Annotated in this window: 23 protein-coding genes and 4 tRNA genes; 20 read left to right on the top strand and 7 right to left on the bottom strand. The window is 44.1% G+C overall.

The window, feature by feature from the left end:
* The first annotated feature begins 70 nt into the window (after window positions 1–70).
* From ispE to KYS23_RS10225, 14 genes are all read left to right on the top strand, one after another.
* Window positions 71–976, top strand: a complete 906-nt coding sequence (gene ispE, locus KYS23_RS10290; protein WP_218418512.1) for a 4-(cytidine 5'-diphospho)-2-C-methyl-D-erythritol kinase — start codon at window positions 71–73, stop codon at window positions 974–976.
* A 5-nt stretch (window positions 977–981) separates the two neighbouring features.
* A tRNA-Gln gene (locus KYS23_RS10285) sits at window positions 982–1,057 on the top strand.
* A gap of 43 nt (window positions 1,058–1,100) precedes the next feature.
* Window positions 1,101–2,039, top strand: a complete 939-nt coding sequence (locus tag KYS23_RS10280) for a ribose-phosphate pyrophosphokinase (RefSeq protein ID WP_208806010.1) — start codon at window positions 1,101–1,103, stop codon at window positions 2,037–2,039.
* A 320-nt stretch (window positions 2,040–2,359) separates the two neighbouring features.
* Entirely contained in the window at window positions 2,360–4,753 is a 2,394-nt protein-coding gene (locus KYS23_RS10275; RefSeq protein ID WP_218418511.1) for a putative bifunctional diguanylate cyclase/phosphodiesterase, read from the top strand.
* An 89-nt stretch (window positions 4,754–4,842) separates the two neighbouring features.
* Window positions 4,843–5,298 (top strand): ribose-phosphate pyrophosphokinase, encoded by a 456-nt coding sequence (locus KYS23_RS10270; RefSeq protein ID WP_218397102.1) that lies wholly within the window; start codon window positions 4,843–4,845, stop codon window positions 5,296–5,298.
* Between the two features lie 101 nt (window positions 5,299–5,399).
* Entirely contained in the window at window positions 5,400–6,401 is a 1,002-nt protein-coding gene (gene ahr, locus KYS23_RS10265) for an NADPH-dependent aldehyde reductase Ahr (protein WP_218397103.1), read from the top strand.
* A 223-nt stretch (window positions 6,402–6,624) separates the two neighbouring features.
* Window positions 6,625–7,257, top strand: coding sequence for a 50S ribosomal protein L25/general stress protein Ctc (locus KYS23_RS10260; protein WP_218418510.1), 633 nt, complete (start codon window positions 6,625–6,627; stop codon window positions 7,255–7,257).
* Between the two features lie 5 nt (window positions 7,258–7,262).
* The gene (pth, locus tag KYS23_RS10255) at window positions 7,263–7,844 is read left to right on the top strand and encodes an aminoacyl-tRNA hydrolase (RefSeq protein ID WP_126873900.1); all 582 of its coding nucleotides are present in this window, start codon (window positions 7,263–7,265) and stop codon (window positions 7,842–7,844) included.
* Between the two features lie 38 nt (window positions 7,845–7,882).
* On the top strand, window positions 7,883–8,974 hold the full coding sequence (ychF, locus tag KYS23_RS10250; protein ID WP_159531181.1) for a redox-regulated ATPase YchF: 1,092 nt from the start codon (window positions 7,883–7,885) through the stop codon (window positions 8,972–8,974).
* A gap of 181 nt (window positions 8,975–9,155) precedes the next feature.
* Complete coding sequence (locus KYS23_RS10245; protein WP_232370628.1) at window positions 9,156–10,088, top strand: peptidylprolyl isomerase; 933 nt, start codon at window positions 9,156–9,158, stop codon at window positions 10,086–10,088.
* A gap of 172 nt (window positions 10,089–10,260) precedes the next feature.
* Window positions 10,261–10,337: transfer RNA gene (locus tag KYS23_RS10240), tRNA-Met, on the top strand.
* Between the two features lie 40 nt (window positions 10,338–10,377).
* A tRNA-Leu gene (locus KYS23_RS10235) sits at window positions 10,378–10,462 on the top strand.
* Window positions 10,463–10,466: 4 nt separating this feature from the next.
* A tRNA-Gln gene (locus KYS23_RS10230) sits at window positions 10,467–10,542 on the top strand.
* A gap of 291 nt (window positions 10,543–10,833) precedes the next feature.
* The gene (locus tag KYS23_RS10225) at window positions 10,834–12,237 is read left to right on the top strand and encodes an alanine/glycine:cation symporter family protein (RefSeq protein WP_159531183.1); all 1,404 of its coding nucleotides are present in this window, start codon (window positions 10,834–10,836) and stop codon (window positions 12,235–12,237) included.
* 81 nt (window positions 12,238–12,318) lie between these two features.
* On the opposite strand, the gene KYS23_RS10220 is transcribed toward KYS23_RS10225, so the two are convergent.
* The 3 genes from KYS23_RS10220 to KYS23_RS10210 form a co-directional block, all read right to left on the bottom strand.
* Window positions 12,319–12,936 carry a flavin reductase family protein gene (locus tag KYS23_RS10220; RefSeq protein WP_159531185.1) on the bottom strand — a complete coding sequence of 206 codons (618 nt, stop codon included), beginning with the start codon at window positions 12,934–12,936 and terminating at the stop codon, window positions 12,319–12,321.
* Between the two features lie 442 nt (window positions 12,937–13,378).
* Entirely contained in the window at window positions 13,379–13,549 is a 171-nt protein-coding gene (locus KYS23_RS10215) for a hypothetical protein (RefSeq protein WP_013784701.1), read from the bottom strand.
* 271 nt (window positions 13,550–13,820) lie between these two features.
* Window positions 13,821–14,372: a carboxymuconolactone decarboxylase family protein gene (locus tag KYS23_RS10210; RefSeq protein ID WP_159531188.1), complete on the bottom strand. Its 552-nt coding sequence runs from the start codon at window positions 14,370–14,372 to the stop codon at window positions 13,821–13,823.
* A gap of 152 nt (window positions 14,373–14,524) precedes the next feature.
* On the opposite strand from KYS23_RS10210, the gene KYS23_RS10205 reads away from it, so the two are divergent.
* Window positions 14,525–15,106 carry a TetR/AcrR family transcriptional regulator gene (locus tag KYS23_RS10205; protein ID WP_159531190.1) on the top strand — a complete coding sequence of 194 codons (582 nt, stop codon included), beginning with the start codon at window positions 14,525–14,527 and terminating at the stop codon, window positions 15,104–15,106.
* 262 nt (window positions 15,107–15,368) lie between these two features.
* Here the strand turns inward: KYS23_RS10205 and KYS23_RS10200 are convergent, their stop codons facing one another.
* A complete protein-coding gene (locus tag KYS23_RS10200) occupies window positions 15,369–15,545 on the bottom strand; it encodes a hypothetical protein (protein WP_201299258.1) in 177 nt (58 codons plus the stop codon).
* Entirely contained in the window at window positions 15,533–16,789 is a 1,257-nt protein-coding gene (locus tag KYS23_RS10195) for an FAD-dependent monooxygenase (protein WP_159531192.1), read from the bottom strand. Before KYS23_RS10195 ends, KYS23_RS10200 begins: the two co-directional genes overlap by 13 nt.
* Before the next feature lie 352 nt (window positions 16,790–17,141).
* Here KYS23_RS10195 and miaB point away from each other — a divergent pair, with 352 nt between their 5' ends.
* The 5 genes from miaB to lnt all read left to right on the top strand — a co-directional run bounded on the left by miaB (window position 17,142) and on the right by lnt (window position 22,665).
* Window positions 17,142–18,575 carry a tRNA (N6-isopentenyl adenosine(37)-C2)-methylthiotransferase MiaB gene (miaB, locus tag KYS23_RS10190; RefSeq protein ID WP_159534559.1) on the top strand — a complete coding sequence of 478 codons (1,434 nt, stop codon included), beginning with the start codon at window positions 17,142–17,144 and terminating at the stop codon, window positions 18,573–18,575.
* A 26-nt stretch (window positions 18,576–18,601) separates the two neighbouring features.
* Window positions 18,602–19,702: a PhoH family protein gene (locus KYS23_RS10185; RefSeq protein ID WP_218397105.1), complete on the top strand. Its 1,101-nt coding sequence runs from the start codon at window positions 18,602–18,604 to the stop codon at window positions 19,700–19,702.
* Window positions 19,699–20,166, top strand: coding sequence for an rRNA maturation RNase YbeY (ybeY, locus tag KYS23_RS10180; protein WP_159531196.1), 468 nt, complete (start codon window positions 19,699–19,701; stop codon window positions 20,164–20,166). The genes KYS23_RS10185 and ybeY overlap by 4 nt, the downstream gene beginning before the upstream one ends.
* A 127-nt stretch (window positions 20,167–20,293) precedes the next feature.
* Complete coding sequence (locus KYS23_RS10175) at window positions 20,294–21,151, top strand: HlyC/CorC family transporter (protein ID WP_013784735.1); 858 nt, start codon at window positions 20,294–20,296, stop codon at window positions 21,149–21,151.
* A gap of 5 nt (window positions 21,152–21,156) precedes the next feature.
* Window positions 21,157–22,665 (top strand): apolipoprotein N-acyltransferase, encoded by a 1,509-nt coding sequence (gene lnt / locus KYS23_RS10170; protein ID WP_220100290.1) that lies wholly within the window; start codon window positions 21,157–21,159, stop codon window positions 22,663–22,665.
* A gap of 193 nt (window positions 22,666–22,858) precedes the next feature.
* Here lnt and pta read toward each other — a convergent pair whose 3' ends face one another.
* Window positions 22,859–24,994, bottom strand: a complete 2,136-nt coding sequence (gene pta, locus KYS23_RS10165) for a phosphate acetyltransferase (RefSeq protein WP_159531197.1) — start codon at window positions 24,992–24,994, stop codon at window positions 22,859–22,861.
* A 38-nt stretch (window positions 24,995–25,032) separates the two neighbouring features.
* Window positions 25,033–26,214 (bottom strand): acetate kinase, encoded by a 1,182-nt coding sequence (locus tag KYS23_RS10160; protein WP_218418509.1) that lies wholly within the window; start codon window positions 26,212–26,214, stop codon window positions 25,033–25,035.
* Window positions 26,215–26,363: the final 149 nt, after the last annotated feature.

Here is a 26,363-nt window from a genome sequence, read left to right as displayed (position 1 = left end):
AAAAGCTAGAAGTAACAAACTAAGTCGTGACAAACTCAGTTGTGACAGGCTCGGAAGTAAAGAAATAAACATGACTAATTCAGAAGTAACGAATCCACAAGAGATAAGCCCAGATTGGTGGCCATCTCCCGCCAAACTTAATCTTTTTCTACATATTAATGGTCGTTACCCGAACGGCTATCACCAATTGCAAAGCTTATTTCAGATGCTTAATTACGGCGACAAGCTTGCTTTTGACATTAATGATTCGGGTAAAATTTCTATGGCTACCCCGCTCGAAGGGGTAAAAGATGAAGATAATCTTATTGTGCGTGCCGCTAAGCTATTAGCTGAACATGCTCATATTGATAAAGGTGTTAGCATTAGTGTAGAAAAATGCTTACCCATGGGCGGCGGAATTGGCGGCGGATCTTCAAATGCCGCCACAACGCTAGTCGCTTTGAATCATTTGTGGGGGACGGGGCTAAAAGAAGATGAACTTGCTGAATTTGGGTTAAAGTTAGGCGCCGATGTACCTATTTTTGTTCGCGGGCTTACCGCTTTTGCATCAGGAGTAGGTGAAGAGATCACCCCTGCCCCGCAACAAGAAAAATGGTATTTGGTGGCGAACCCCAATGTGCATATTAGTACCGCCGAGGTATTTACCGCTGAACAATTGCCTAGAAATACACCAATTATGCAGTGGGAAGACTACCAATTTGAAAAAACTCGCAATGATTGTCAGCAATTAGTCGTTAATCGCTATCCCGAAGTTGCAAATTTATTACAGTGGTTGGTACACTACGCACCGTCGCGAATGACGGGCACAGGTGCCTGCGTATTTGCCACCTTTTCTGACGAAGTTTCCGCTAAACAAGTTCAGGCTAAACTGCCTGCTGCTTGGCAAAGTTTTGTTGCAAAAGGTGTGAATCGCTCACCGCTATTACAAAAATTAAAAAAATCAGAGCACGTGTACGCCACATCGGACAAGAAATAAAAAATTGGGGTATAGCCAAGTTGGTAAGGCAGCGGGTTTTGATCCCGCCATTCGTAGGTTCGAGTCCTGCTACCCCAGCCAAACCTCTTTTATCAACGCACTGAGGAACCCACTTGTGCCAGATATGAAGCTCTTTGCAGGTAATGCCGTACCTGAACTTGCCCAGAAAGTCGCCGATCGCCTTTATACCAAACTCGGAAACGCCAAAGTAGGCCGTTTCAGTGATGGTGAAATTAGCGTAGAAATTCATGAAAACGTCCGTGGTTCGGACGTTTTTATTATCCAATCAACCTGTGCACCCACTAATGACAACCTAATGGAATTGATCGTGATGATCGACGCTTTGCGCCGCGCATCAGCAGGTCGTATTACTGCGGTAATTCCATACTTTGGTTATGCGCGTCAAGACCGTCGCGTTCGTTCAGCCCGGGTGCCAATTACTGCAAAGGTTGTCGCAGACTTTCTTTCTAACGTTGGTGTAGATAGAGTACTTACTATCGACTTGCACGCCGAGCAGATTCAAGGTTTCTTCGATGTACCTGTAGATAATGCATTCGGAACGCCTATCCTGTTGGCCGACATGGTTCAACGTGATTTTGCCGATCCGGTTGTAGTATCGCCAGATATTGGCGGTGTTGTTCGAGCACGTGCTACCGCTAAGCTACTTAACGATGCTGATCTTGCCATTATCGACAAACGCCGTCCTAAGGCGAACGTTGCTCAGGTAATGAACATAATTGGTGACGTTAATGACCGTGACTGTATTATTGTGGATGACATGATTGATACTGGCGGCACGTTAGCGAAAGCAGCTGAAGCATTGAAAAGCCATGGTGCACGTAATGTTTATGCTTACGCCACCCATGCAATTTTCTCTGGTAACGCAGCACAGAACCTAAAAGAATCTGTCATCGATGAAATTATCATTACCGATTCTATTCCGCTTAGTGCAGATATGCAGAAGATTGGAAAAGTGAAACAACTAACATTATCTGAAATGCTTGCTGAAACGATTCGTCGTATCAGCAACGAAGAGTCTATTTCAGCGATGTTTGAGTACTAGTTTCTAGTAACCGTCACAAGTACTCATCTCGAATTCTCGCCGCGAATAAGTTAAGCGATGACAGTTCGACGATTTATATATAAAAGGGCCTACGGGCCCTTTTTTTGTGCCTACTATTCTTGCCTCTTCATCTCCACATTAAAAATCACCTGAAAAAAGTAAAATATTTAGTGTCTCTTTTACTATTATTAACACTCGTAGACTAAGTCGTAGACTAACGGTCGAATTTCAACCACGATCAGTCTGTTAAAAAAGTTGTTCCTAACGTGAGTTTTCTTACAAGCCACGTTCAAATACAAATAATAAAAAAGGAGCGGTTAGTGAATGTAAGAAAAACTCGCTCGTCAACAGCATTTTGGTATTGGTTAAGTCGATTTTGGACCGACCCCGATGCTACGTCTGAGCTGGCTAACTACTATCGTGCCCGGCAAATTGACTCTCTATCTCGACAACTTCCCCTTGCCAGCAGTGCAACTGTTCTCATCGTTATTTTGTGTTCCGTTTTTGCTAATGGCCTTATTAATAGTGATTTCATGATTGCATGGTCGTTGTCATTACTTATTATCGCAGCCGGTGATGTTATTGCTTGGTACTTATTGGTTAAACGAAAAATTGAGAATACCGGCTCTAAGCGGGTTCAATTTATCTTGGCACTCATGTTGGGATTGGCGGCTGTTTTATATGCGCAAATGACGACCGTATTACTTGGAGTATTGGATACCCAAGGTAAGATTATCTTAGTTGCTATTATTGCAGCATTTATTGCAACTGGCGCTTGGCAGTTTGCGTCCTTACCCGCAGCCGCGTTATTTTGGGTTTTGTTCTTAACCTTGGGGGTATCAGTAGGTATCCACATAAGTTATTTTGGCGAGTATTTATTTATATCTGCATTGCTGTTGATCTATTGGATATATCTAAGCTGTGTGGTGCTGGTTACATCGAAACGTTTTGTTCGCGGATTAATGGCAGAAACCGCGATAGAACATCAACGCCAGGTTGTAGGGTTGTTGTTGAAAGATTTTGAAGAAAACGCTAGTGATTGGCTATGGGAAATTGATAGTCACGGATGTTTGAAGCATGTCTCGTTACGTATGCAACATGTTTTAGGGAAACCTGTACAACAACTCTCTGGCAGCCATTTTTTAAACTTACTTTCAGACAGCACATCTGCGGCGAACCAGCACGTAGTGAGAGAATTAGCGACCAATTTTCAACAGAATGAGCCCTTCACACAAGATAACATTCCTATTGAAGTCAATGGCGATACTAAATGGTGGTCGCTGACTGCCCAACCTCTTATTAATAGTACGGGTAACTTATCTGGCTGGCGCGGCGTAAGCACTGATGTGACAGATGCGCTACTTCGCGAAAAAGAGATGACGTTTTTAGCTAATATCGACTCTTTAACTGGGTTGGCTAACCGCCACTTATTCTCCAAAACATTACAAGAATGCTTTGTCGTTGAAGCTGAACTGAACACCCCTGAAATAATCAAGGATATAACCTTAGTTACGTTAGATCTTGATAATTTTAAAGTGATTAACGATACGTTAGGCCACTTAGCTGGTGATGCGTTATTAAAAGAAATTTCTTGTCGTTTTCAAGAAATCACACCAAAGAATGTCTTGCTCTCAAGACTGGGGGGTGATGAATTTGCTTGGGTTTTCAAAAATAGCCTTACGCCTCTGGAAGCAACACGTTTCGGGCAGAAAATCCACGACTTATTAGCTGAACCATGGCTACATCAAGAGCACTCGTTTGATTTAGGCGCCAGCATTGGGGTAGCAAACGCGCCAATGGATGGTGTGTCCCCAGTGTCTCTTCAACGTGCCAGCGACATGGCACTATATGCAGCCAAGGCGAGCGGTAAAAACAAACTTTGCTTCTACGATCCTAAACTCGATGAGTATGCCATGTTGAGATTGGCGCTGCTAAGTGATTTTCGTCAGAGCTTTGCAGACCACGACTTTGTTGTGCTCTACCAGCCTCAAATTCGGTTTAGCGATAATACGCTAATCGGTTTTGAAGCATTGGTTCGTTGGCACCACCCCGAACGAGGCGTCGTGTCGCCTACCGATTTTATTCACCTTATTGAAGAAAATGGCATGATAGTCCAGTTAGGGGAATGGGTCTTAAGACAGGCCTGTAGTGATGCCATGAACTGGCCTGCACCGCTTCAAGTTGCTGTGAATGTTTCTCCCGTTCAAATTGAGCGAACCAATTTACTCACTACGGTGATCAAGGCGCTTAAAGCAACCGGTCTGCCCGCTTCTCGATTAGAACTTGAGTTAACTGAATCATCATTAATGTGTGATGGCGACAGCACGATTGTGCTTTTGAATAGCTTAAGAGAGCAAGGCGTTCGGATCGCATTGGACGATTTCGGTACAGGGTACTCTTCACTGTCTTACCTTCAACGTTTCCCTTTTGACAAGCTTAAGGTAGACCGAAGTTTCGTTATTGCCGCGTCAGAACACACTCAAAACCTAAACAGTGCAAATGCGGAATCTATCTTGTCAGCAATACTACAATTGGCTAATGCATTACACTTGCAAACCACTGCAGAAGGTGTAGAGACCCGAGAAGTTTCCACTTTGTTACAACAGCTAGGTTTTACGAATGCCCAGGGCTTTTTCTATGGTCGCCCGATGACCGCCGAACACGCTCAAAATTTCATCAGTAAATGGCCCGACATTCAAAATAAAGAGAACTAAACCTGCTTTAAAGTAGTCTTTCTTTGTAGCCATGTGGCCACTTTCGGTTTACGGTTAGTATCTAACAAAAAACTATAAAAGAGGCATTTATGAAATTTACTCGCACATTATCTACGCTGTCAGCCGCCACATTACTATTAGCCCTTGTTGGCTGCTCTAATGAAGATGACGCCACTGTAGATGTTAAAGAAGAGCCCCTTATGACTGAAAAAGCAGATGAAAAGCCTCAGCAAGCCTTAGTGGCTAAAACTGCGGAACAAAAACGTCTTAGCGCGTCAGGTGAAGCCAGTGAAGTTACCCTAACCGGCACCATTGTGTACAAAGAAATGGAAGGTGGCTTCTATGCCTTTATTGCTGAAGATGGCGAGCGCTACACACTTCGAAAACTGGATAAGAAATTTCATAGAAATGGCTTAATCGTTAAGGTTACCGGTATGCCTATGCCGGACCTTATGACTATCACCCAATACGGCACCGTGTTACAGGTTGAAAGTGTAGAAATTCTCGACGCCAGCAGAGTGATAGGAAACGCACCCACTCACTAAGCATGCTTTGACTAAGCAGTGGTTGATTGGAAAAAGGAACCGGTGATCGATTACGGCTATCTACGCCGTACAAACGTCACTGTTAATAGTAGGAGTAATAAATGATTAATGCATACGCAGCACAAGAGCCAGGTGGAAAGCTGGAAAAGTTTGAATATGACCCTGGCGAATTAGCCTCTCACGATGTTGAGATAGACGTGGAGAGTTGCGGCATTTGTCATAGTGATTTAAGCATGTTGGATAATGAATGGGGTATAAGTGAATACCCATTCGTACCAGGACATGAAGTGGTGGGAAAAATAAGTGCGGTAGGCGAACACGTTACGTCATTGAAAGTAGGTCAGCGGGTAGGCTTGGGCTGGCACGCCGGCTACTGTAATAGCTGTGGCACCTGTGAGTCTGGCGATCAAAACTTATGCTCTAATGCCACGATGACGATTGGCGGTCGCCACGGTGGATTTGCCGATAAAGTTCGAGCTCAAGCTACGGCCGTTGTACCTATTCCTGATGGTGTAGACCCACAAAGTGCTGGGCCACTATTTTGCGGCGGTATTACGGTATTTAACCCACTAGTACAATTTGATATTAAACCCACCTCAGTAGTTGGCGTGGTAGGTATTGGCGGCTTAGGGCACTTAGCATTGCAGTTTTTGAATGCGTGGGGATGTAAGGTTGTTGCTTTTACTTCGAGTGAATCGAAGAAACAAGAAGCGTTAGAACTTGGTGCTCATGAAACCTTAAATAGCCGCGATAAAGATGAACTTAAAGCCGCCGCGGGCAAGTTCGACCTTATCATTTCTACGGTGAATGTGAAGCTTGATTGGAACTTGTACTTATCGACTCTAGCGCCTAAAGGCCGTTTACACTTTGTTGGTGCAACGTTAGAGCCTTTAGATATAGGGGCGTTTAATCTTATTGGAGGTCAACGTTCAGTATCAGGTTCGCCAGTAGGTAGCCCTGCAACCATTAAAACCATGCTGGAATTTGCAGCGCTGCATAATATTGCGCCGGTGACAGAAACCTTTAAATTCGACGAGGTTAATGAAGCAGTACAACGGCTTCGTGATGGCAAGGCTCATTATCGTGTTGTGCTAACTAAATAGGCTTTAGGTTAGTGCTAAGTAAAGCTTCCAATATTATGAAGCCTCGCTAACATAAGCACACCCGCCAAGTAAAATTTGTATGTTATAGGCCTCGGTGTTAGAATTCGCCGCCCTCAAAATTTGAGGCGGCGATTGTTGTATACAATTTGTAGCTACAACGCCCTATAACAGTAGGTTCTGGTCGCAAGAACTTACATTCTTAATTTTTTATTGGAGACATATAATGTCTAAAGCAATTTTTACTCTGGAAGCTACTGTACGTACAGACCTAGGGAAAGGTGCGAGCCGCCGCCTACGTCGTGAAGACAAGCTTCCTGGTATCATCTACGGTGGTGAAGAAGCGCCAGTGTCGATCACTCTTGATCACAACAAAGTAAACAACGCTGCTGATTTTGAAGCGTTCTACTCTCACGTTCTTACTTTGAACGTAGACGGAAAAGCTGTTGAAGTACTTGTTAAAGACATGCAACGTCACGCTTTTAAGCCTCGTATTCTTCACGTTGACTTCCAGCGCGTAATCGCAGGTCAAGAGTTACACACTAACGTACCTCTTCACTTCATCAACGAAGACAAGTCTGCAGCTATCAAAGCTGGCGGTATCGCTGAGCACCACGTAAACGAAATCGAAATTACGTGTCTGCCTAAAGATCTTCCAGAATTCATCGAAGTAGATATTGCTAACGTTGAAATGGACTCTACTCTTCACTTGTCTGACCTTACACTACCTGCTGGTATCACCTCTGTTGAGCTTGGAAAAGACGACGAGACTCACGACCTTGCAGTAGTCACTGTTAAGCCTGCTCCTAAAGCAGCTGATGCAGAAGAAGGCGACGAAGAAGCAGCTTCTGAGGAATAATCAGCTTGGCTGATATCCGACTTATCGTGGGCCTGGGAAATCCAGGCCCCGAATATGATAATACCCGACACAATGCCGGTGAATGGTTTCTCAACCAACTTGCCGACACCTTCAATACCCCGCTAAAACCAGAATCCAAATTTTTCGGTAAAACCGCCCGCGTGACTATTGCTGGGCAAGATGTGCGCTTACTCTACCCTACAACTTTTATGAATAAGAGTGGTCAGGCTGTAGCGGCATTAGCCAATTTCTACCGTATTGAACCCGAACAAATTTTAGTGGCCTTTGATGAACTCGACTTACCTCCCGGTGTAGCAAAATACAAAATCGGCGGTAGCTCTAGTCAAAATGGTGTTAGAGACATTGTGGCAAAATTGGGTAACAATAAAGACTTCTTACGCTTGCGTATTGGTATTGGACATCCGGGTCACAAAAGCCGTGTTACCGGACATGTATTAGGTAAGCCCCCCGCTGAAGAAAAAATGGCCATAGAAAGTGTCATTGACGAAGCTGTGCGCTGTACTGAAATACTCCTTAAAAACGACCTAAAGCAAGCGCAAAATCGGCTACACTCCTTTAAGGCGTGAGCCTGAGCTAGTACTAATTCCAGACAAGGATCCCTACCATGGGTTTTAAATGCGGTATTGTTGGACTACCAAACGTAGGTAAATCAACACTCTTTAATGCACTGACAAAAGCAGGTATTGAAGCGGCAAACTTCCCTTTTTGTACCATAGAGCCCAATACAGGCGTTGTACCTGTACCGGATCTTCGCTTGGACAAACTGGCTGAAATTGTAAACCCTCAACGTGTTATTCCAACCACGATGGAATTCGTTGATATTGCAGGTTTGGTTGAAGGGGCTTCAAAAGGTGAAGGCTTAGGAAATAAATTCTTAGCTAACATTCGTGAAACCGATGCCATTGGCCACGTGGTTCGTTGTTTTGACAACGAAAATATTGTTCACGTTGCGGGCAAAGTTAACCCACAAGACGATATTGATATTATCAATACCGAACTTGCACTTTCAGACTTAGAAACCACAGAAAAAGCCCTACATCGTGTTGCTAAACGCGCTAAAGGTGGCGACTCTGATGCTAAGTATGAACTTAAAGTATTGGAAAAAATTAAGCCTCATTTAGATGAAGGTTTATTACTTCGTTCTTTAGAACTAACTAAAGAAGAGCACGCGGCAATCAGCTACATGAACATGCTTACCCTCAAGCCAACCATGTACATTGCTAATGTTGACGAAGACGGTTTCGAAAATAACCCATACTTAGACAAAGTACGCGCTATCGCCGAAAGCGAGAACGCCGTTGTAGTTGCAGTATGTGCCGCTATCGAGTCTGACATTGCCGAGCTTGAAGACGATGAGCGTGAAGAATTCATGCAAGACATGGGGCTTGAAGAACCAGGTCTTAACCGTGTTATTCGTGCAGGCTATAACTTGTTGACTCTTCAAACCTACTTTACAGCAGGGGTAAAAGAAGTACGCGCTTGGACCTTCCCAGAAGGCTCAACTGCACCACAAGCAGCAGGTAAGATTCACACCGACTTCGAGAAAGGCTTTATTCGTGCCGAAATCGTTAGCTACGATCACTTTGTTGAATTCAACGGTGAACAAGGTGCTAAAGACGCCGGTAAGTGGCGTTTAGAAGGTAAAGAATACATTGTTAAAGATGGCGATGTAATTCACTTTAGATTTAACGTGTAATAAGAATGTAGCCTAGGCTAGCCTTTCTTTTAACGTTACAAAAACCACCCTTAGAGGTGGTTTTTTATTGCCTGTAGAATTAGTTGTTGATTTAACAGGCAATGACTCGGTACTTTAAACACATCAAATGGCACTTATAACAGTGCTTATAATAAGATTCACATTAGGGCTTACAAATAAAATGATAAAAAACCTCATATGTTCACTTTCAGCACTGTCTGTCTCGCTCTGTGTGGCATTTTCTGGTGTAGGTATTGTTTCCGCAAATGACCATGGGAAAAGCGTTGAGGATACTCTGATAAAAGAAAAGCTCCTGCTGGATACCAACATAGCCAACAAATGGTACAAGGTGCCTACTAAACATATCGTTACCCTTGAGACACACTACGGTGATGTCGTCATAGCGCTGAACCCAGCTTTAGCGCCCCATCATGTAAAACGCTTTCGTAAATTGATTATGCGTGATTTTTATCAACAGCAGTACTTCTACCGCGTGGTAGACGGTTTCGTAGCCCAAGGAGGAAGTAATGAAAGCCATACCCCCTCGCAAGGAACCGATAAGTTGAAGGCTGAGTTTGTTACCCCACTTTCATCCTCTGCGGTTGTTATAGAAGAAAATGACATGTTTGCCCCCGCTACAGGTTTTCTAAATGGGTTTCCTGTAGGAATAGACAGCGCTCGAAATGAGATGTGGGCGCTTCACTGCCCTGGCACGGTCGCTTTTGCCCGAAATAGTGAAAAGGACACTGCCAGCACGGAGTTTTATATTGTGATTGGCCAAGCCCCCAGACATTTAGACCGAAATATGTCTGTTATTGGACGAGTACTTGAGGGGATGGAAGTATTGCAGCAATTGCCTAGGGGCCCAATAGAGAATAGTGGCGTTATTGAAGTGCCTTCAGATAAGAGCCAAATTAAAAATAGTTACGCAGGTAACAAAGATACGTCGGGTAAACTGTATTATATTCAGCTTCCCTCACACCCTGAATACCAAAAACGTATGAAAACTGGACAAACACTCAATAATTCTTTCTTTCATGACAAAATTTATAGTCCTAGACCTATCGATGTTTGCTATTACCAGACTAAAACTTCATCAACGCCATGGAATTAAGTTTAGGTTTATTGGCGATATTTGATTAAATTCACTGCACTTTGACTAGATTTTAGACCTGAACGCACAGATATTAGCCACTTAGAAAAAGTTAGTAAAAAAGGGGTTGACGGTCGCCAGTCATATCCGCATAATACGCGCCACTTCCTGAGAGGGAAAAGAAAAAGCCGGAGGCTATGTAGCTCAGTTGGTTAGAGCACATCACTCATAATGATGGGGTCGCAAGTTCGAATCTCGCCATAGCCACCAATTTTTCTTTTTATCTAACTTCTCTTGAGGTTCTGACTGTGCGGGAGTGGTGGAATTGGTAGACACGCTGGATTTAGGTTCCAGTGCTTCACGGCGTGAGAGTTCAAGTCTCTCCTTCCGCACCACAGTTGGGGTATAGCCAAGTTGGTAAGGCAGCGGGTTTTGATCCCGCCATTCGTAGGTTCGAGTCCTGCTACCCCAGCCATACATAAGAAACCGGTCCTTCGACCGGTTTTTTGTTTTTAGACCTAAATAAAGTTGTAATCTAACTACTTATTCCCTCTTCACTCTTTTTTCCCACATGCTACTATATTTGCTTACTGTGTCTTTTGAGCGCTCTCCTGCAAGATACTTTCTTCTACGGTGCTTTAGTTAAGGTGTATTCATTTAAAGTACTCTCGATTTAGATATTAGCCTTTTAAGGTACTTGCCTTTAAGCGAGTAACAGCCTCTTTAGGATTTCTACGAGTCTCACAACAAAAACAAAGGAAAACGCGTGATATACGACTTTGTCTCGGCGGTGAATAACGTCTTATGGGGTAACGGCCAAGTATTAATTATAATGCTATTGGTGTGTGGTATTTGGTTTACCGTTAAATTAGGTGGTGTTCAATTACGTCATTTTGGTCACATGTTTTCCTTATTGAAAGGAAGCAATAAATCCTCAAAAGAAGGTATTAGTTCTTTTCAGGCATTGTGTACTAGTTTATCAGCCCGAGTAGGTACCGGTAACCTAGCAGGGGTAGCTGTAGCTATCTCGCTTGGTGGCTCGGGGGCTATTTTCTGGATGTGGATGATTGCCATATTAGGCATGGCCACAGGCTTCGCAGAGAGCGTGTTAGGGCAACTTTACAAAGTACGTGATGAAAACGGTGAGTTTCGTGGCGGCCCTGCGTATTACATTAAACAAGGTTTGAATAAAACCTGGTTAGCGGTAGCCTTCTCTTTATGTCTTTTCTTCGGTTACGGCTTTGTCTTTAGTGCGGTGCAAGCAAACACCATCACGGATGCATTAAACAACGCGTATCAATTTCCCAGCGAATACACAGGCATAGCGATTATTGCCCTAGCCTCTTTAATCGTAATAGGTGGCTTACGCGGTATTGCTAGATTTGCTGAGTTTGTTGTGCCTTTTATGGGTATTGGTTATGTATTAGTGGCATTGGGAATTACCTTTATCAACATCTCAGAACTACCTGCGATGCTGATGGATATCGTAAAATCTGCATTTGGATTGCAAGAAGCGGGAGCTGGCGCGCTAGGGGCAGCGATTAAAAACGGTATACAACGAGGGTTATACTCAAACGAAGCCGGAAGTGGCTCTGTGCCTCATGCAGCGGCCAGCGCGGTACCTAACCCTAACCACCCAGTGTCACAAGGCTACATTCAAATGCTGGGCGTGTTTTTAGATACTATGGTGCTTTGTACCTCTACCGCCTTTATTATTCTGCTTGCCGGCGGGTCTAACTCCGATCAAATGGAAGGCATTAGATTAACCCAAGATGCAATGAGCAGCCACTTAGGCGAAGGGGGAACTGACTTTGTTGCCGCCGCTATTAGCTTATTCGCCTTCACTTCGGTTGTGGCTAACTATGCCTACGGCGAAAGTAACTTACATATGTTCAAACTCGATAACCGCGCGGGTCGAGCCGCCTACACAATAGGTTACCTGGGTATGATTTACTGGGGCGCTCAAGCTGCTATGCCGCAAGTATGGGCCATGGCCGATATGGCATTAGGGTTAATGACTGTTATTAATATCACCGCGATTGTGTGGATGACGCCTACCATTGTCTCTATCAGCAAAGATTACTTTGCTAAGCGCGATAGGGGTGAAAAGGTAGAATATAAAGCTGGAGACTGTGAAATTCAGGGTAAATCTGAAGACGGTATTTGGTAAGCGAAACATTAAGCAGTAATAAAAGGCAGTGGCCGCTAACTAAACACAGTCGCCACTGCTTTTTTATGCCATAAACTCTCTCTATTTCGGCCTGAAAAGCGCAAACATATTGCGACTATCTACGGTGAAGTAATCCCCTGCTCCGCCACCACGCATGACAGGTTCAGCTTTCAACGTTTTATATACACCCGCTTCAATCATACCTTTTTGAATGTGAACGCCTACTACCTCGCCCATGACAAACCAGCTTTCACATAAGCCGCCTTCTGCATTTTTTAGCTGTACGATATCGGTAAGCTTACATTCCATACTGACCGGGCTGGACTTAACCCGTGGTACATCAACAATGTGAGATTCAGCGGTGCTTAAACCAGCGAATGCGAACTCATCTTCATCAGATGCTAACGGTGCACTTGTTTGGTTCATTGCCTCAACTAATGATTTACTGACAAGATTCCAACAAAACTCACCGGTTTCTTTGATATTTTTCAGTGAATCTTTATCACCCACGCTAGAAAAACCGATAATAGGTGGCGTGTAATTAAGTGCATTAAAGAAACTGTAAGGCGCTAAATTGGGCTTACCGTCTTTACTTTTAGTCGAAATCCAGCCAATGGGTCTAGGCGCAATAATGGCATTAAACGGATCGTGTGCGAGGTTATGACCTAACTTGGGTTCGTAGAAGTGAATGTCAGACAAGAATGTTCCTTAGCGGCGAGTATCGTTACTTTACCATTATGAGTATAGCGCCTAAGACGTTCAATTAGCAGTAGTGGATACTCATTTAGATGAAGCATTTATCTGATGAACTGTGGCACCGAAACAGACATACGAATGCCATTAATAGAAAATAAAAACGGCGTAAAGCCATGCTTATACGCCGTTTTATAAATGTAAATTAATATAGCGAACTATTTTTTCTTCGCTTTTTTAAGCTCTTTTTTAAGCTTTTTAAGTTTACCTTCTTGCTTAGAAATTTTAGCTTTTGTTACTTTGATTTCTTGTTTGACTTTTTTAGCTTTAGCCATTGGAAATATCCTTTTATTACTATTGTTATTGAGTGAGGAATGCTAGGCATTATACGCCCACTCGATGTAATCACTGCTTTAAGAGCATATGCATTTTTGATAAAGCAAAAGCGCTAATCTGAAGACTTGGCTTTTTGCTCTTCAGTGAATTCTTTAATAAACCGCCTGATCTCTCTAGCCGCTGTAGTATCTAACTCTTCGCAGAGATGAATAAAGTCAGCACGCTCCTGATCATTTATGCGAATAATCAGCTGACTATTCTTTTTTTTCTTTTTCTTATCCAATGTAAGTCCTCATCAAGAACTTCATTATGAGTTCATGCGGAATATGGCTATACACCATATATCAATTGTATATACACTTTCAAGGTTTATTGCTTTTATATGACAGTTTTGTTTAACCAAAATAGCAAATAACAAGAAAATTAGACGTAAAAAAACGGCCTTTGATTATCAAAGGCCGTTTTTGTATATTCATGTTTTACTTGAACTTTCGTAAAACCATTGCTATTTCACTACGGGTAGAAGAGTTAGCTCTCTCTACCTTCTTCGTACCTTACTTCGGTTCCCAGGCAAACGATTTGAATGCATCGTCTACTGGGGTTTCAGCTAGGTGGTTTGTGTAGTTACTCATCACTTTTTGCGCCAATATTAGAATAATCTCTAATAGTTGCTTATGCGCATAACCCGCATCGTAAAATGCTTTAAGCTGTGCATCTTCAATGTGGCCACGACCACGCGTTACTGCTAGTACGGTATCTTTCAAAGTGTTTAGCTTGGCATCAGAAAGGGTTTCGTCGTTACGTAACTCTTCAATTAGCTCATCACTTACTTTCATACTTTTAGCAATACCGGTATGTGCTGGTACGCAGTAATGACACGCATGCTCTACGTTAACCGCTTGCCATACTACCGTAAGCTCTTCTGCATTGAATGACGTATCTTGTGCTAAGCCGTGAAGTACTTGATAACCTTCAAGCAACGTTGGCGCTTCCGCCATTACTGCATGCAAGTTAGGGATCATACCGAAAGCTTTTTGAGAATTATCAAGAAGTGGTTTAGCTGCTTCTGGTGCACTATCTGCTGTGTGTAATGTAAAATCGCTCATGTCACTCTCCTATTGATGTGAACTGAAAACCAGTAACTAAAATGATAAATACTGATTACGTTTTGATGTAATACAATATAGGTTTACTTGAACACTTGTTCAAGCCATAATTGAACAAGTGTTCAAAATATTCAAATATAAGGTATACCAGAATGAAATATGAAGAGTCTGAAGTGATTGAGAAGGCAACGGCGCTTTTTTGGCAAAAAGGCTTTCAGGCCGCTGGTATGCGCGACATTCAACAAGCGCTAGATATGCGACCCGGCAGTATTTACGCTCGCTTTAAAAGTAAAGAAGGCTTGTTCCAGTTAGTAGTGGAAAAGTATGTTACGAACAGCCAAGAAAAACTCAGCATTGTTATTGAGGCTGTCAGCCCCCTTGACGCTTTACGCGAATTTTTCGTCAGCGAGCTTATTAATCCTGAAGAAATGCGCTTCCAGCGCCAATGCTTATTAATTAAGTCTATTACCGAATTAGAGATGCTGGGTGAAAACGGGAAACAATCTGTGCTTGATGGCATGAGTACCTTAAAAGCGTGCTTCAAATCGATTGTAGAAAAGGCCGTTCAAACTAACTCTCTACCTTCGAGCACACCGATTGATAAAGCCGCAGATTGGTTACAAAACCAATTTATAGGCCTTCGCACTTTTGCGTTAATGCAAAGCGACGATCACGCCATCGAAACCATGATAGATAAAGTACTCATCGATCTTAAAACTTCTTGGCCTGAGTGAAAGATGTATATGGTGAACCCGCTTTACCCCTTCACAATGTGAACGCCTTGGTAGACCTTCCATGGATGGATTTACCACGAGTTTTTAAGTGGTAGCTGTTCACTCGTGCATCTATAGAGCATTGGGAGAGTATGCATTAGAAACCTTCCACAGCATGGATGCTGTGGCAGAGCGCCCATGGATGGGTTTACCGCGAGTTTCTAATGCACACTCTCCCAACGCCCTTTCAACCTTTCGAGCTTTCAACTTCCCATCCAAACAGCTAGCTAAGCAGCATCCGCAGAAGTTGTGCAACAAGTAGAATGCCCATTAGCGGCCATATCCACTTAGACCACTTGGCGGTGTCTTCATCACTAATGCGCATTTTCGAGCGCTCGATAAGTGGTATTACTATAAAAAGTGCGCCGAACAGTACGGCAAGTATGATTAAAACTTCCATTCTCGCATCCCTATCGCATATTTAAGTACTTCCCGTTTAGCTGGCTCAAAGTGTTGTGCCACAGAAAGTAATTGGTTTCTTAACCATTTAATGGGGCCGATATCGTTACTAAACAAGCCATAGAAACCGTCCATGGCAGACATCATCAAGCCATTATCACGCTGGCGTGGCTTTTCGTAGCTTGTTATTAAGCGGCTTTTAAACGCTAGCGACGTTAAGTCGATACCTTCGCCGGTCACCGCTAATAAGGTTTCAACATCTCTAAACCCTAAGTTAACTCCCTGCCCTGCCAATGGGTTAATGGTGTGGGCGGCATCGCCCACCAAAATAACGCTATCGGTAACATAGCGGCTAGCATGTGCACGGGTTAACGGGAATGTAGCTTTGTCTATTACTGTAAAGTCGTTACCGTTTTTTATTAGCTCACTGGGAAAGGCTTCTATAATGGCTTGTTTTAATTGTGCGGCATTAAGGGTTGATAACCGCTTAAGTTCATCGGGCGAGTCGTACCATACTAACGAGGCGTAATTGTCGAACATTGGCAATAAGGCTTTAGGGCCTTCAGGGGTAAATTCTTGCCATGTAATGGCGTTAACCGGGTTTGCCATTTCAATAGTAATACCCATAGCTTGTTGGCGGTATTGCCAACCCGATACGCCAATATTTGCAGATTGCCTAACTTGCGAGGCCGCACCATCGGCACCTATCAACCACTTAGCGTGAATAGTTTCGCCGTTATCAAGACTAAGGATAGCGGCGTGGGCCAATGACGCTGCAGAATTAGCCGAGCTATTAACTGAGCTATCAACTGAGTTACTAACTGAGCTATTGCCAAGCGCGATATCAGTCACCTTACAGCCAGTAAACCATGTTACGTTGTCAAACGCCTTTAATGCTTGATGACACCCTAATTGCAATAAACGGTTTTCAACAAAAAAGCCTAGCTGAGGTACATCGATACTTTGCGCTGTAAAGTCTGTTCGATGCGCGGGATCGTCCCACACACTCAGGCCCGTATAGGGCTTAACACGCATTGTTTCAATGTATTCCCACGCGCCTAACGAGGTTAATAACGATACAGACGCGTCACTAATGGCAGATACTCTTAAGTCTGGCTTACTGGCCTCGTCAAAAGCTTTGGGCAAGTGGGGCTCAATTATAGCTACCCGGTATTGCTGCTTCGCTAAGCCCAATGCAAGCGCAGCCCCAACCATGCCACCACCATTTATACAAAAATCATACATACTATAAATCTCTTCTACTTACCCAATAGCTTACTCGCTTTGCACTAATAAATAATACGAATGTGAGCCCAAATACGTTCGCCATTTTAATTTACTAATATCTTCTGCTTCATGCTTTATATCAACCACACCGCCCTTGCAAGATGGCAGTGCATTAAATTCCGTCGAATGTGGGTGAATACACTGGGCATTCGACGTTATAACAGGTAAAATACGCGGCTATTTTGAACATCTTCCCAAAACTGCAGTGGCAGGCTTTGCCAGAATTTACACCTAACCTAGTTAGCGTGTGGCATTTTCAACCGCCAGTCAATTGCTTACGGGAACTCTATCAGGTTATCGACTAGTTGTTATGACTAAAAAGCTGTATATCAAAACCTGGGGCTGCCAAATGAACGAGTACGACTCGGAGAAAATGGCAGACTTACTCGACTCTACTCATGGCTACACTGCAGCGGAAACTGCGGAAGAAGCCGATGTTATATTGCTTAATACGTGCTCTATCCGTGAAAAGGCACAAGAAAAAGTGTTCCACCAACTTGGTCGTTGGAAGAACCTTAAGCAAGATAACCCCGAGCTTATCATTGGCGTAGGCGGTTGCGTAGCTTCTCAAGAAGGTAGCGTTATTCGTCAGCGCGCGCCTTATGTTGATTTAGTTTTCGGCCCGCAAACCTTACATCGTTTGCCCGAAATGATTAACCAACTTAAAGGCGGCGAAAAGTCGGTTATCGACGTAAGCTTCCCTGAAATTGAGAAATTTGACCGTTTACCTGAGCCTCGAGCTGAAGGCCCTACGGCGTTCGTTTCTATTATGGAAGGCTGTTCTAAGTACTGCACATTCTGCGTAGTACCTTATACCCGTGGTGAAGAAGTAAGCCGTCCGGTAGATGACGTATTACTTGAAATTGCCCAGCTAGCCGGTCAAGGCGTACGCGAAGTTAACTTGTTAGGCCAGAACGTAAACGCGTTTCGCGGTGAGAACCACGATGGAACCGTATGTCGCTTTGCCGAGTTATTAGAACTTGTTGCAGCTATCGATGGTATAGACAGGATTCGTTATACCACGTCGCATCCGGTTGAGTTTACCGATGATATTATCGACGTGTACGCCACTATTCCTGAGCTTGTTGATCACCTCCATTTGCCTGTGCAAAGTGGTTCAGACCGAATTCTTAACTTAATGAAGCGTGGTCATACCGCTATTGAGTATAAGTCTAAAATTCGTAAGCTTCGTAAAGTTCGCCCAAATATTAGTATGTCGAGCGACTTTATCATTGGTTTCCCAGGTGAAACCGATGCTGACTTTGAAGCCACAATGGACCTTATTCAGGCCATTGATTACGACCTAAGCTTTAGCTTCATTTACAGTGCTCGCCCTGGTACACCCGCGGCAGATGCAGTAGATGATGTAACCGAAGACGCCAAGAAGCAGCGTTTATACCTTTTACAGCAACGTATCAACCAACAAGCGTTGCGTATTGCGCGTAACATGGTAGGTACTGAACAACGTATTTTGGTAGAAGGCCCGTCAAAGAAAAATCCTATGGAGCTTTCTGGCCGTACTGAAAATAACCGCGTGGTTAACTTCGAAGGTACGCCGGATATGATTGGTGAATTCGTAGATGTGAAAGTGACAGACGTATTCTCCAATTCATTACGTGGTGATGTTATTCGCCGTGAAGATGAAATGGGCTTGCGTGTTGCTGTTTCGCCCCAATCTATTATGGCCAAGCACGAGGCTGACTTGCCTGACGCGATAGGCGTAGGTCAATTTAACCCAGCATAAATATTGAAAGTGAGGAATACAGTAGTTTGAGTACATTGGTAAGTAATGAATTTGATTTAGAGCCGGCAGACACAAAACGTTTGTCTAACTTATGTGGGCCGTTTAACGACAACATCAAGCAAATAGAGCGCAGGTTGGGAGTAGAAATTACTTACCGGAATAATGCGTTCAAGGTGCTAGGTGAGCCACGTCAAATTCAGAGCGCCACTGAGTTACTTAAGCAACTGTATGTAGAAACTCAGCCAGTAAAAGGCCGCTTACCTGAACTTGAACCTGAGCAAGTACACTTAGCCATTCAACAGGCCGCGGCTCTAGAGCAAGATACAGAGTCAGGCACTGGCGATTTCGGTAAAGAAGTACACATTCGCACGAAACGCGGCGTTATTAAGCCCCGTAACCCGAATCAAGCTCAGTATGTAGCTAATGTTCTCAATTATGATATTACCTTTGGTGTAGGCCCTGCAGGTACAGGTAAAACGTATTTAGCCGTTGCTGCAGCAGTTGATGCGCTAGAACGCCAAGAAATACGTAGAATACTACTCACTCGCCCTGCTGTAGAAGCGGGTGAGAAGCTAGGCTTTTTGCCAGGTGACCTTTCACAGAAAGTAGACCCTTACCTGCGCCCGCTTTACGATGCTTTATTTGAGATGCTTGGTTTCGAAAAAGTAGAAAAATTAATGGAACGTAACGTAATAGAAGTTGCACCATTAGCCTATATGCGTGGCCGTACGTTAAACGATGCCTTTATTATTTTGGATGAGAGTCAAAATACCACGGTTGAACAAATGAAAATGTTCTTAACCCGTATCGGCTTTAATTCTAAAGCGGTGATCACCGGTGATATCACCCAAGTTGATTTACCACGTGGTGCCCGCTCTGGTTTGCGCCACGCTATTGAAGTATTGAGTAACGTTGACGATATTTCGTTTAACTTCTTCAACGCTGAAGATGTGGTCAGACACCCTGTAGTAGCCCGAATCGTGCGTGCTTATGAACATTATGACGCCGAACAAGAGCGTGTTCGCAAAGAGAAGAAAGAGGAAGCTTTGCGTCTTCAACGTGAACAAGCTGATGCTAACGCCTCATCTAATAGCTCATCTGCACAACAAAATAGCGATAGCCAGTGATAGCTATTGTAGATTACCAGCAAGCTTATGAAGCTGACGCGGAAATGGCTAAGGCCATTCCCTCTGTTGAGCAAATCGAAACATGGGCCAATGCAGTCCTTGTGGCGGAAAATACTGGTGAGCAAGAAATTACCGTACGCTTCACTGATGATGAAGAGTCACAAACGCTAAACCATGAATACAGAGGTAAAAATAAGCCTACTAATGTGCTGTCTTTTCCCTTTGAAGTTCCACCTGGCATAGAAATGAACCTGCTTGGTGATTTGGTTATTTGTGTGCCTGTGATCATGCGTGAAGCGGTAGAGCAAGACAAAGCCCCCACCAACCACTATGCCCATATGGTCGTTCACGGAATATTACATCTTCTGGGCTACGATCATATAAACGATGCTGATGCTGAGATTATGGAAGCAAAAGAAATTCGTATATTGGCATCTTTAAATATTGGTAATCCTTATCAATAAAACCCAATAGCGCCAACAAGTTACACTTGGGCAGTTGCGTAATTTACGTGCAAATAAACAATAAAGCATTGACGCCCCTCCCCAAGACATTTAACGTTGACGTTGTATCAATAAATTAGCGGACATTATGAGCGACGATAATCCTCACTCTACCAACGGCTCCCAAGGAAAAAGTTGGTTAGACAAACTTAAACTTTCTATCTCTGGCGAGCCGAGAAGCAAACAAGAACTGGTTGAAGTTATTACTGAAGCCGAGCAGAACGAAATCATTGATCCCCAAACCCGGGAGATGATTGAAGGCGTTATAGGTGTCAACGAAATGCGAGTTAGGGATATTATGATCCCCCGCGCGCAGATGACCACCATAGACGTTGAAAAAAATGTCGATGAATTCTTACCTGTGGTGTTGGAATCAGCCCACTCCCGCTTCCCCGTTATTAGTGAAGATAAAGATCATATTGAAGGCATATTGCTTGCTAAAGACTTACTAAGCTATGCGTTTAATCCAGAAAAAAGTCTTAATTTACGCGATATCTTACGTCCTGCCGTTATTGTGCCGGAAAGTAAGCGTGTAGATGTACTGCTGAAAGAGTTTCGCCAACAACGCTATCACATGGCCATTGTTGTGGATGAATACGGCGGTGTGTCAGGGCTTGTTACCATTGAAGATATACTAGAGATTATTGTTGGTGAAATTGAAGACGAATACGATACCGAAGAAGACGGTACCGATGATATTCGCCCACTGAACAAATCGACCTATTCAGTTAAAGCGTTAACGCCCGTTGACGAATTTAACGCCTTCTTTGAAACCAAATTCAGCGAAGAAGAAGCTGATACCATTGGCGGTATTGTGCTTAAAGCGTTCGGGCACATGCCTGAAACGAACGATGAAGTTACCATTGGTGATATTCACTTTAAGGTAACCAACTCTGATAAACGCCGTCTTATACACCTTAAAGTGTCGGTGGCCTCTCTGGAGTAACTCCGTTGAAACGGTTCATTCCTTATTTACTGCTTTTACTAAGCGGCGCTAGCTTAACGCTGGCGTTTGCGCCCTTTGGTATCTGGCCACTTGTTATTCCCGCTTTTGCGTTAGGAATTAGGCAAGTTATTAAACTTCCACATCGCCCTTTTTTAGCTGGCTGGGTATTTGGGCTAGGCTGGTTTGGTGCGGGCATCAGTTGGGTACACGTGAGCATTGCTGATTTCGGTGGCTTACCGCTGGTTGCATCCATAGGCCTTATGGTTTTGCTGTGTAGTTACCTTGCGTTGTTCCCGGCCCTTGCCTTTAAGCTTACCGCTCGCTATTTCCCTCATCGGCTTTGGCCATTAGCTTTGCCTTTTTTCTGGGTATTCGCAGAATGGTTGCGCAGTTGGTTACTAAGCGGTTTTCCCTGGCTGTCGTTAGGCTATAGCCAAATTGATAGCCCCCTAGTGGGTTGGGCACCCATATTAGGTGAAACCGGCATAACGGCCTTGCTGGTTATCGGTGCGAGCTTGTTTGCCGTGTCGCGTACTAAACGGCATTTCACCGGCGCTGTTGTGGTTAGCTTAGCTTTGTATATTAGCGGGTTCACTGCCAATCAGCATTCATGGGTTGCGCCTAAACGGCAGTATAACGTCGCGATGGCGCAGGGTAATATTGCACAGTCTTTGCGATGGGTGCCGGAGCAAGATGCCCCCACCATGAACCGTTATTTAAGCCTTACGGAACCGCTGTGGGATAACGACCTGGTAATTTGGCCTGAGGCCGCTGTACCAAAACTAGAGCCACTTGCATTAGATTATTTAACTCAAGTTAATGCCCGCGCCTTTGCTGAAAACACAGCCCTTATCACAGGGATTGTTAATTATAATTGGGAAACCGATGAAGCATGGAATAATTTGATTGTACTGGGTAAAAGAATACCCGATGCTACAACACCAGATTATCAGTATTTCCACAACAATCGCTTTGCTAAACACCACTTGCTACCCATTGGTGAGTTCGTCCCTTTTGAAGATTGGTTGCGCCCCTTAGCGCCCTTGTTTGATTTACCCATGTCTTCCTTTGCAAGAGGTGATTTTCAGCAAGCTAATCTTGTTGCCAACGGTATCCATTTGGCGCCGGCAATATGCTTTGAAATTGCCTTCCCAAGGCAAGTGGCGGCGAATATTTATAACGCCACCGACATGATTATTACGGTCAGTAACGATGCCTGGTTTGGCCATTCTCATGGCCCAGCTCAGCATTTAGAAATTGCTCGAATGCGTGCCGTCGAATTTGGCCGCCCAGTAGTGCGTGCGACCAATAATGGCGTAACTGCCTTTATTGATCACAAAGGCAATATAACTGCACGGTTACCTCAATTTGAAGCGGCCAGTTTAACTGCTCCTGTGTTGGCGACCTCTGGTTTCACGCCCTATTACCTGATTCAAGATATAGGCGTATGGGTGCTGGTATTAGTATTTTTCGTCATTGCCCTTTGGTTAAGGAAACGTGCTAAGGCTTGGTAGCCAAGCCACGCTTTAATAAACAGGTTTGATTAATTCGACAAGTTAAACTTAGTTGACGAACTAAAATTTAACCATAAAAAACGGCGCATGATGCGCCGTTTTTGTACGTGTAACTATCAAATTTTTATAGTCATAATTTACGATAGCGTTAAGCTAATTGATACAGCCTTGAGCCAGCTTAAACAGCCCCTAACTAATTCGCGGCCTGAATAGCAGTTAATGCAATAGTAAACACAATATCATCCACCAATGCCCCACGGCTTAAGTCATTGACTGGCTTGCGCATGCCTTGCAACATTGGCCCAATACACACCAAATCAAAACTACGCTGTACCGCTTTGTAAGTGGTGTTCCCGGTGTTTAAGTCTGGGAATACAAATACATTAGCTTTACCCGCAACAGGGCTATTTGGTGCTTTACTGCGCCCTACGCTTTCTATAGCAGCGGCATCGTATTGAAGCGGTCCATCAATTAATAAGTCAGGGCGAAGCTTTTGTGCAATCTCGGTAGCTTCACGCACTTTTTCAACATCACTACCAGCACCTGATGTGCCGGTAGAATAACTGATCATGGCCACTCTTGGTTCAATGCCAAACATCTGTGCCGACGTGGCAGACTGAATAGCAATATCCGCCAGCTGCTGGGCGTTAGGGTCTGGATTAATAGCACAGTCACCATAAACCAAGACTTGGTCTGGCAATAACATGAAAAATACCGACGAAACTAACGATGCATTTTCTGCTGTTTTAATTAACTGCAATGCGGGGCGAATGGTATTTGCTGTAGTGTGAACGGCGCCAGATACCAAGCCATCAACATCACCTTGCTGCAACATCATAGTACCTAGGGTAACGTTGTCTTGTAGCAACTCACGAGCAACCACATCGGTAACCCCCTTGTGACCGCGAAGCTTCACTAACCCTGCCACATAATCTTCTTGTATGGCAGCAGGTGAAACAATTTCAACACCATCGCCCAGCACCACGCCTTGTTGCTGTGCCACACGTTGAATTTCGTTTTCATCACCTATAAGCACAGGGCGCGCTAGCCCACGTTTAGCACAAATGGCTGCCGCGGCTACAGTGCGCGGTTCATTACCTTCAGGTAATACCACACGCTTGTTAACTTGGCGCGCACGATTAGTCAGATAATAGCGAAATGCAGACGGAGAAAGTTTCTTTTGACGAGATACTTTTTCGGTAAGTGAAGATACCCATTTAGCATCTAAACTTTCTGCCGCGTGTACCATCACTTTTTCGATACGTTGACTATCATCCACCGGCACTTCCTGATTGAACGCGTGCAGGTTCTGTGCGGTTTGCCACGTATTAGTATTTACCAGCATGACAGGCAAGCCGGTTTCCAGAGCCTGGCTGCATAAATGCTTTATGTTTTCATCTGGCTGGTAGCCGCCAGTTAATAACAATGCGCCTAACTTAGTGCCATTTAATGCCGCTAAGCAACAAGAAACAAATACATCGCCTCTATCACCAGACATCACTTGCAGTGCACCTGGCTTTAAGGTGTGTGTCATATTGTGAATTTCACGGGCAGCAAAGGTAACACTACTTAATCGACGTGAAGCAATATTGCCTTCGTTAATTAACGTGGCATTTAAGTGCTTGGCAATGTCGATAGCACGAGGAGACATTAGCTCGGCATTCCAATCGATATTTCCTAGCAGGTTCAAGCCTTTTGCAAATATAGGCAGTTCACGCAGCGCTTTGCTTCGGGTTTCATCGTGTTCAGGCGCTTCCAGCACACTTAAATCAGTACGTAGCTGACCGTGTTCGTCGTACGGTGCGTTAACTTTATTAAAAATGCAGCCCACTACCTTTTTACTTTTGTGGCCGCCGTAAGCGTCTACCACAATTTCAAGGCGATGGTTAATATCCACAGGATCATCATTTCCTGGTACGCAGACAAACACGATGTCGGCATCTAACGCACGACTAATTTCAAGATTTAAACGCTCTGCGTAAGGGTGATGGCGAGTTGTCACCAAGCCTTCGATTACTGCCACGGCATCGGCTTCTTGATTCGCTTCAAAGCGCTCTATAATCTCTTCAAGTAATTCATCAGTATTGTCGCTACTGATCATTCGCTCTACTACGTTCAAATCGAATGGCGCTATAGGCTTAACACTACAGTGGTGACTAATAATAGCGGTTGAGCGCTCTTCACCGGTGTCGCCTCTTCGAGGCTGTGCTACAGGTTTAAAGAAATTCAGTTTAATGGCTTGTTCTTCTAATGCACGAACGAGCCCAATGCTGACAGTAGTTAACCCTACGCTTGTGCCAACAGGGATCAGCATAATACGGCGTGACATAGTTGCTCCTAAAGCAAAGACAATTTACGCAAAAAAACCTAAGCGAATTTCGCAGCTTCGGCGGCGATAACCCACTCTTCATTAGTGGGTACGATTAAAACAGGTTTTGTGGATGACGAAGTCGCTATGTTTCCTTTTGCACCAAAGCGCATAGCTTGGTTGTTTTGATCATCAATGGTAAAACCAAGATGGGAAAAATACCTCATGGTAGTTGCACGAATATACGATGAATTTTCACCAATGCCACCTGTAAACACCACAGCATCTAATGACGGCACTGCTATCATGTAGCTAGATATATACTTGGCTAAGCGATAGCAGAACATTTCGAGGGCTAATAATGCGCCTTCGTGCCCCGCTTCTGCCGCTTCTTCTAGCGTACGGCAATCGTTGCTTAACCCGGAAATACCCGCCAACCCAGACTCTTTGTTAATCAATGAATTGATTTCAGCAGCAGACTTACCTAGCTTTTCTTGCAAAGTCCCTGGCAGGCTGGGGTCGATATCACCGCAGCGCGTGCCCATCATCAAACCTTCAAGGGGCGTAAACCCCATACTGGTATCTACCGCTACACCCTTTTCAATAGCGGTAACACTGCAACCATTTCCTAAGTGAGCACTAATAATACTGGTTTGTTCAACAGGCTTACTAAGCAATTGCGCAGTGCTATCTAGAATGAACTTGTGGCTAGTGCCATGGAAACCATATTTACGCACACCGTGCTGCTCGTACAAGGCCTTGGGTAGCGCATACATATAGGCACGTTTTGGCATTTGTTGGAAAAAAGAGGTATCGAACACGATGACATGAGGTAACGCTGGATACGCGGCTTGAGCAGTGGTAATCCCCTTCAAGTTCGCTAGATTATGCAACGGCGCCATACTGGCATATTCCTCTACAGAGGCTAATACGCCATCGTCGACTAACGCAGCTTCTTTGAACCGCTCACCACCGTGGACTACTCGATGTCCCAACGCTATTGGCTTAACGCCGGTACTGGTGACTATGTTCTGAATTGCCGCTAACGCTTCTGCATGAGACGCATTACTAGGTAGGGAGTGCTGTTCTTTTTGCCCGTTTAATTTAAACGATAATCTAGCATCATCATTTCCTAGGCTTTCAGCAATACCACTTAACCCAGCCTCACCTGTGTCGGCGTCGATAATGGCAAATTTTACTGACGAACTACCACAATTTAAAACAATAACTTCTTTTTTCATTCGATTTCTTGAGTTTGATTAAGTGACAAAAAGAACGCTAAGTGTAGCATTTACGTACATAAATGCTTACTTAATACTCTTTCAAGTAGAGTCTCATAATACTATCCCACACCACCCAAATACAATTAATTATCATTTAGTTCAGTATG

It is taken from the genome of Alteromonas lipotrueae, assembly GCF_019249255.1.
GTDB lineage: Bacteria > Pseudomonadota > Gammaproteobacteria > Enterobacterales > Alteromonadaceae > Alteromonas > Alteromonas lipotrueae.
Note: the sequence above shows the minus strand (reverse complement) of the source record. Positions and strands in the feature narration are given on the sequence as shown.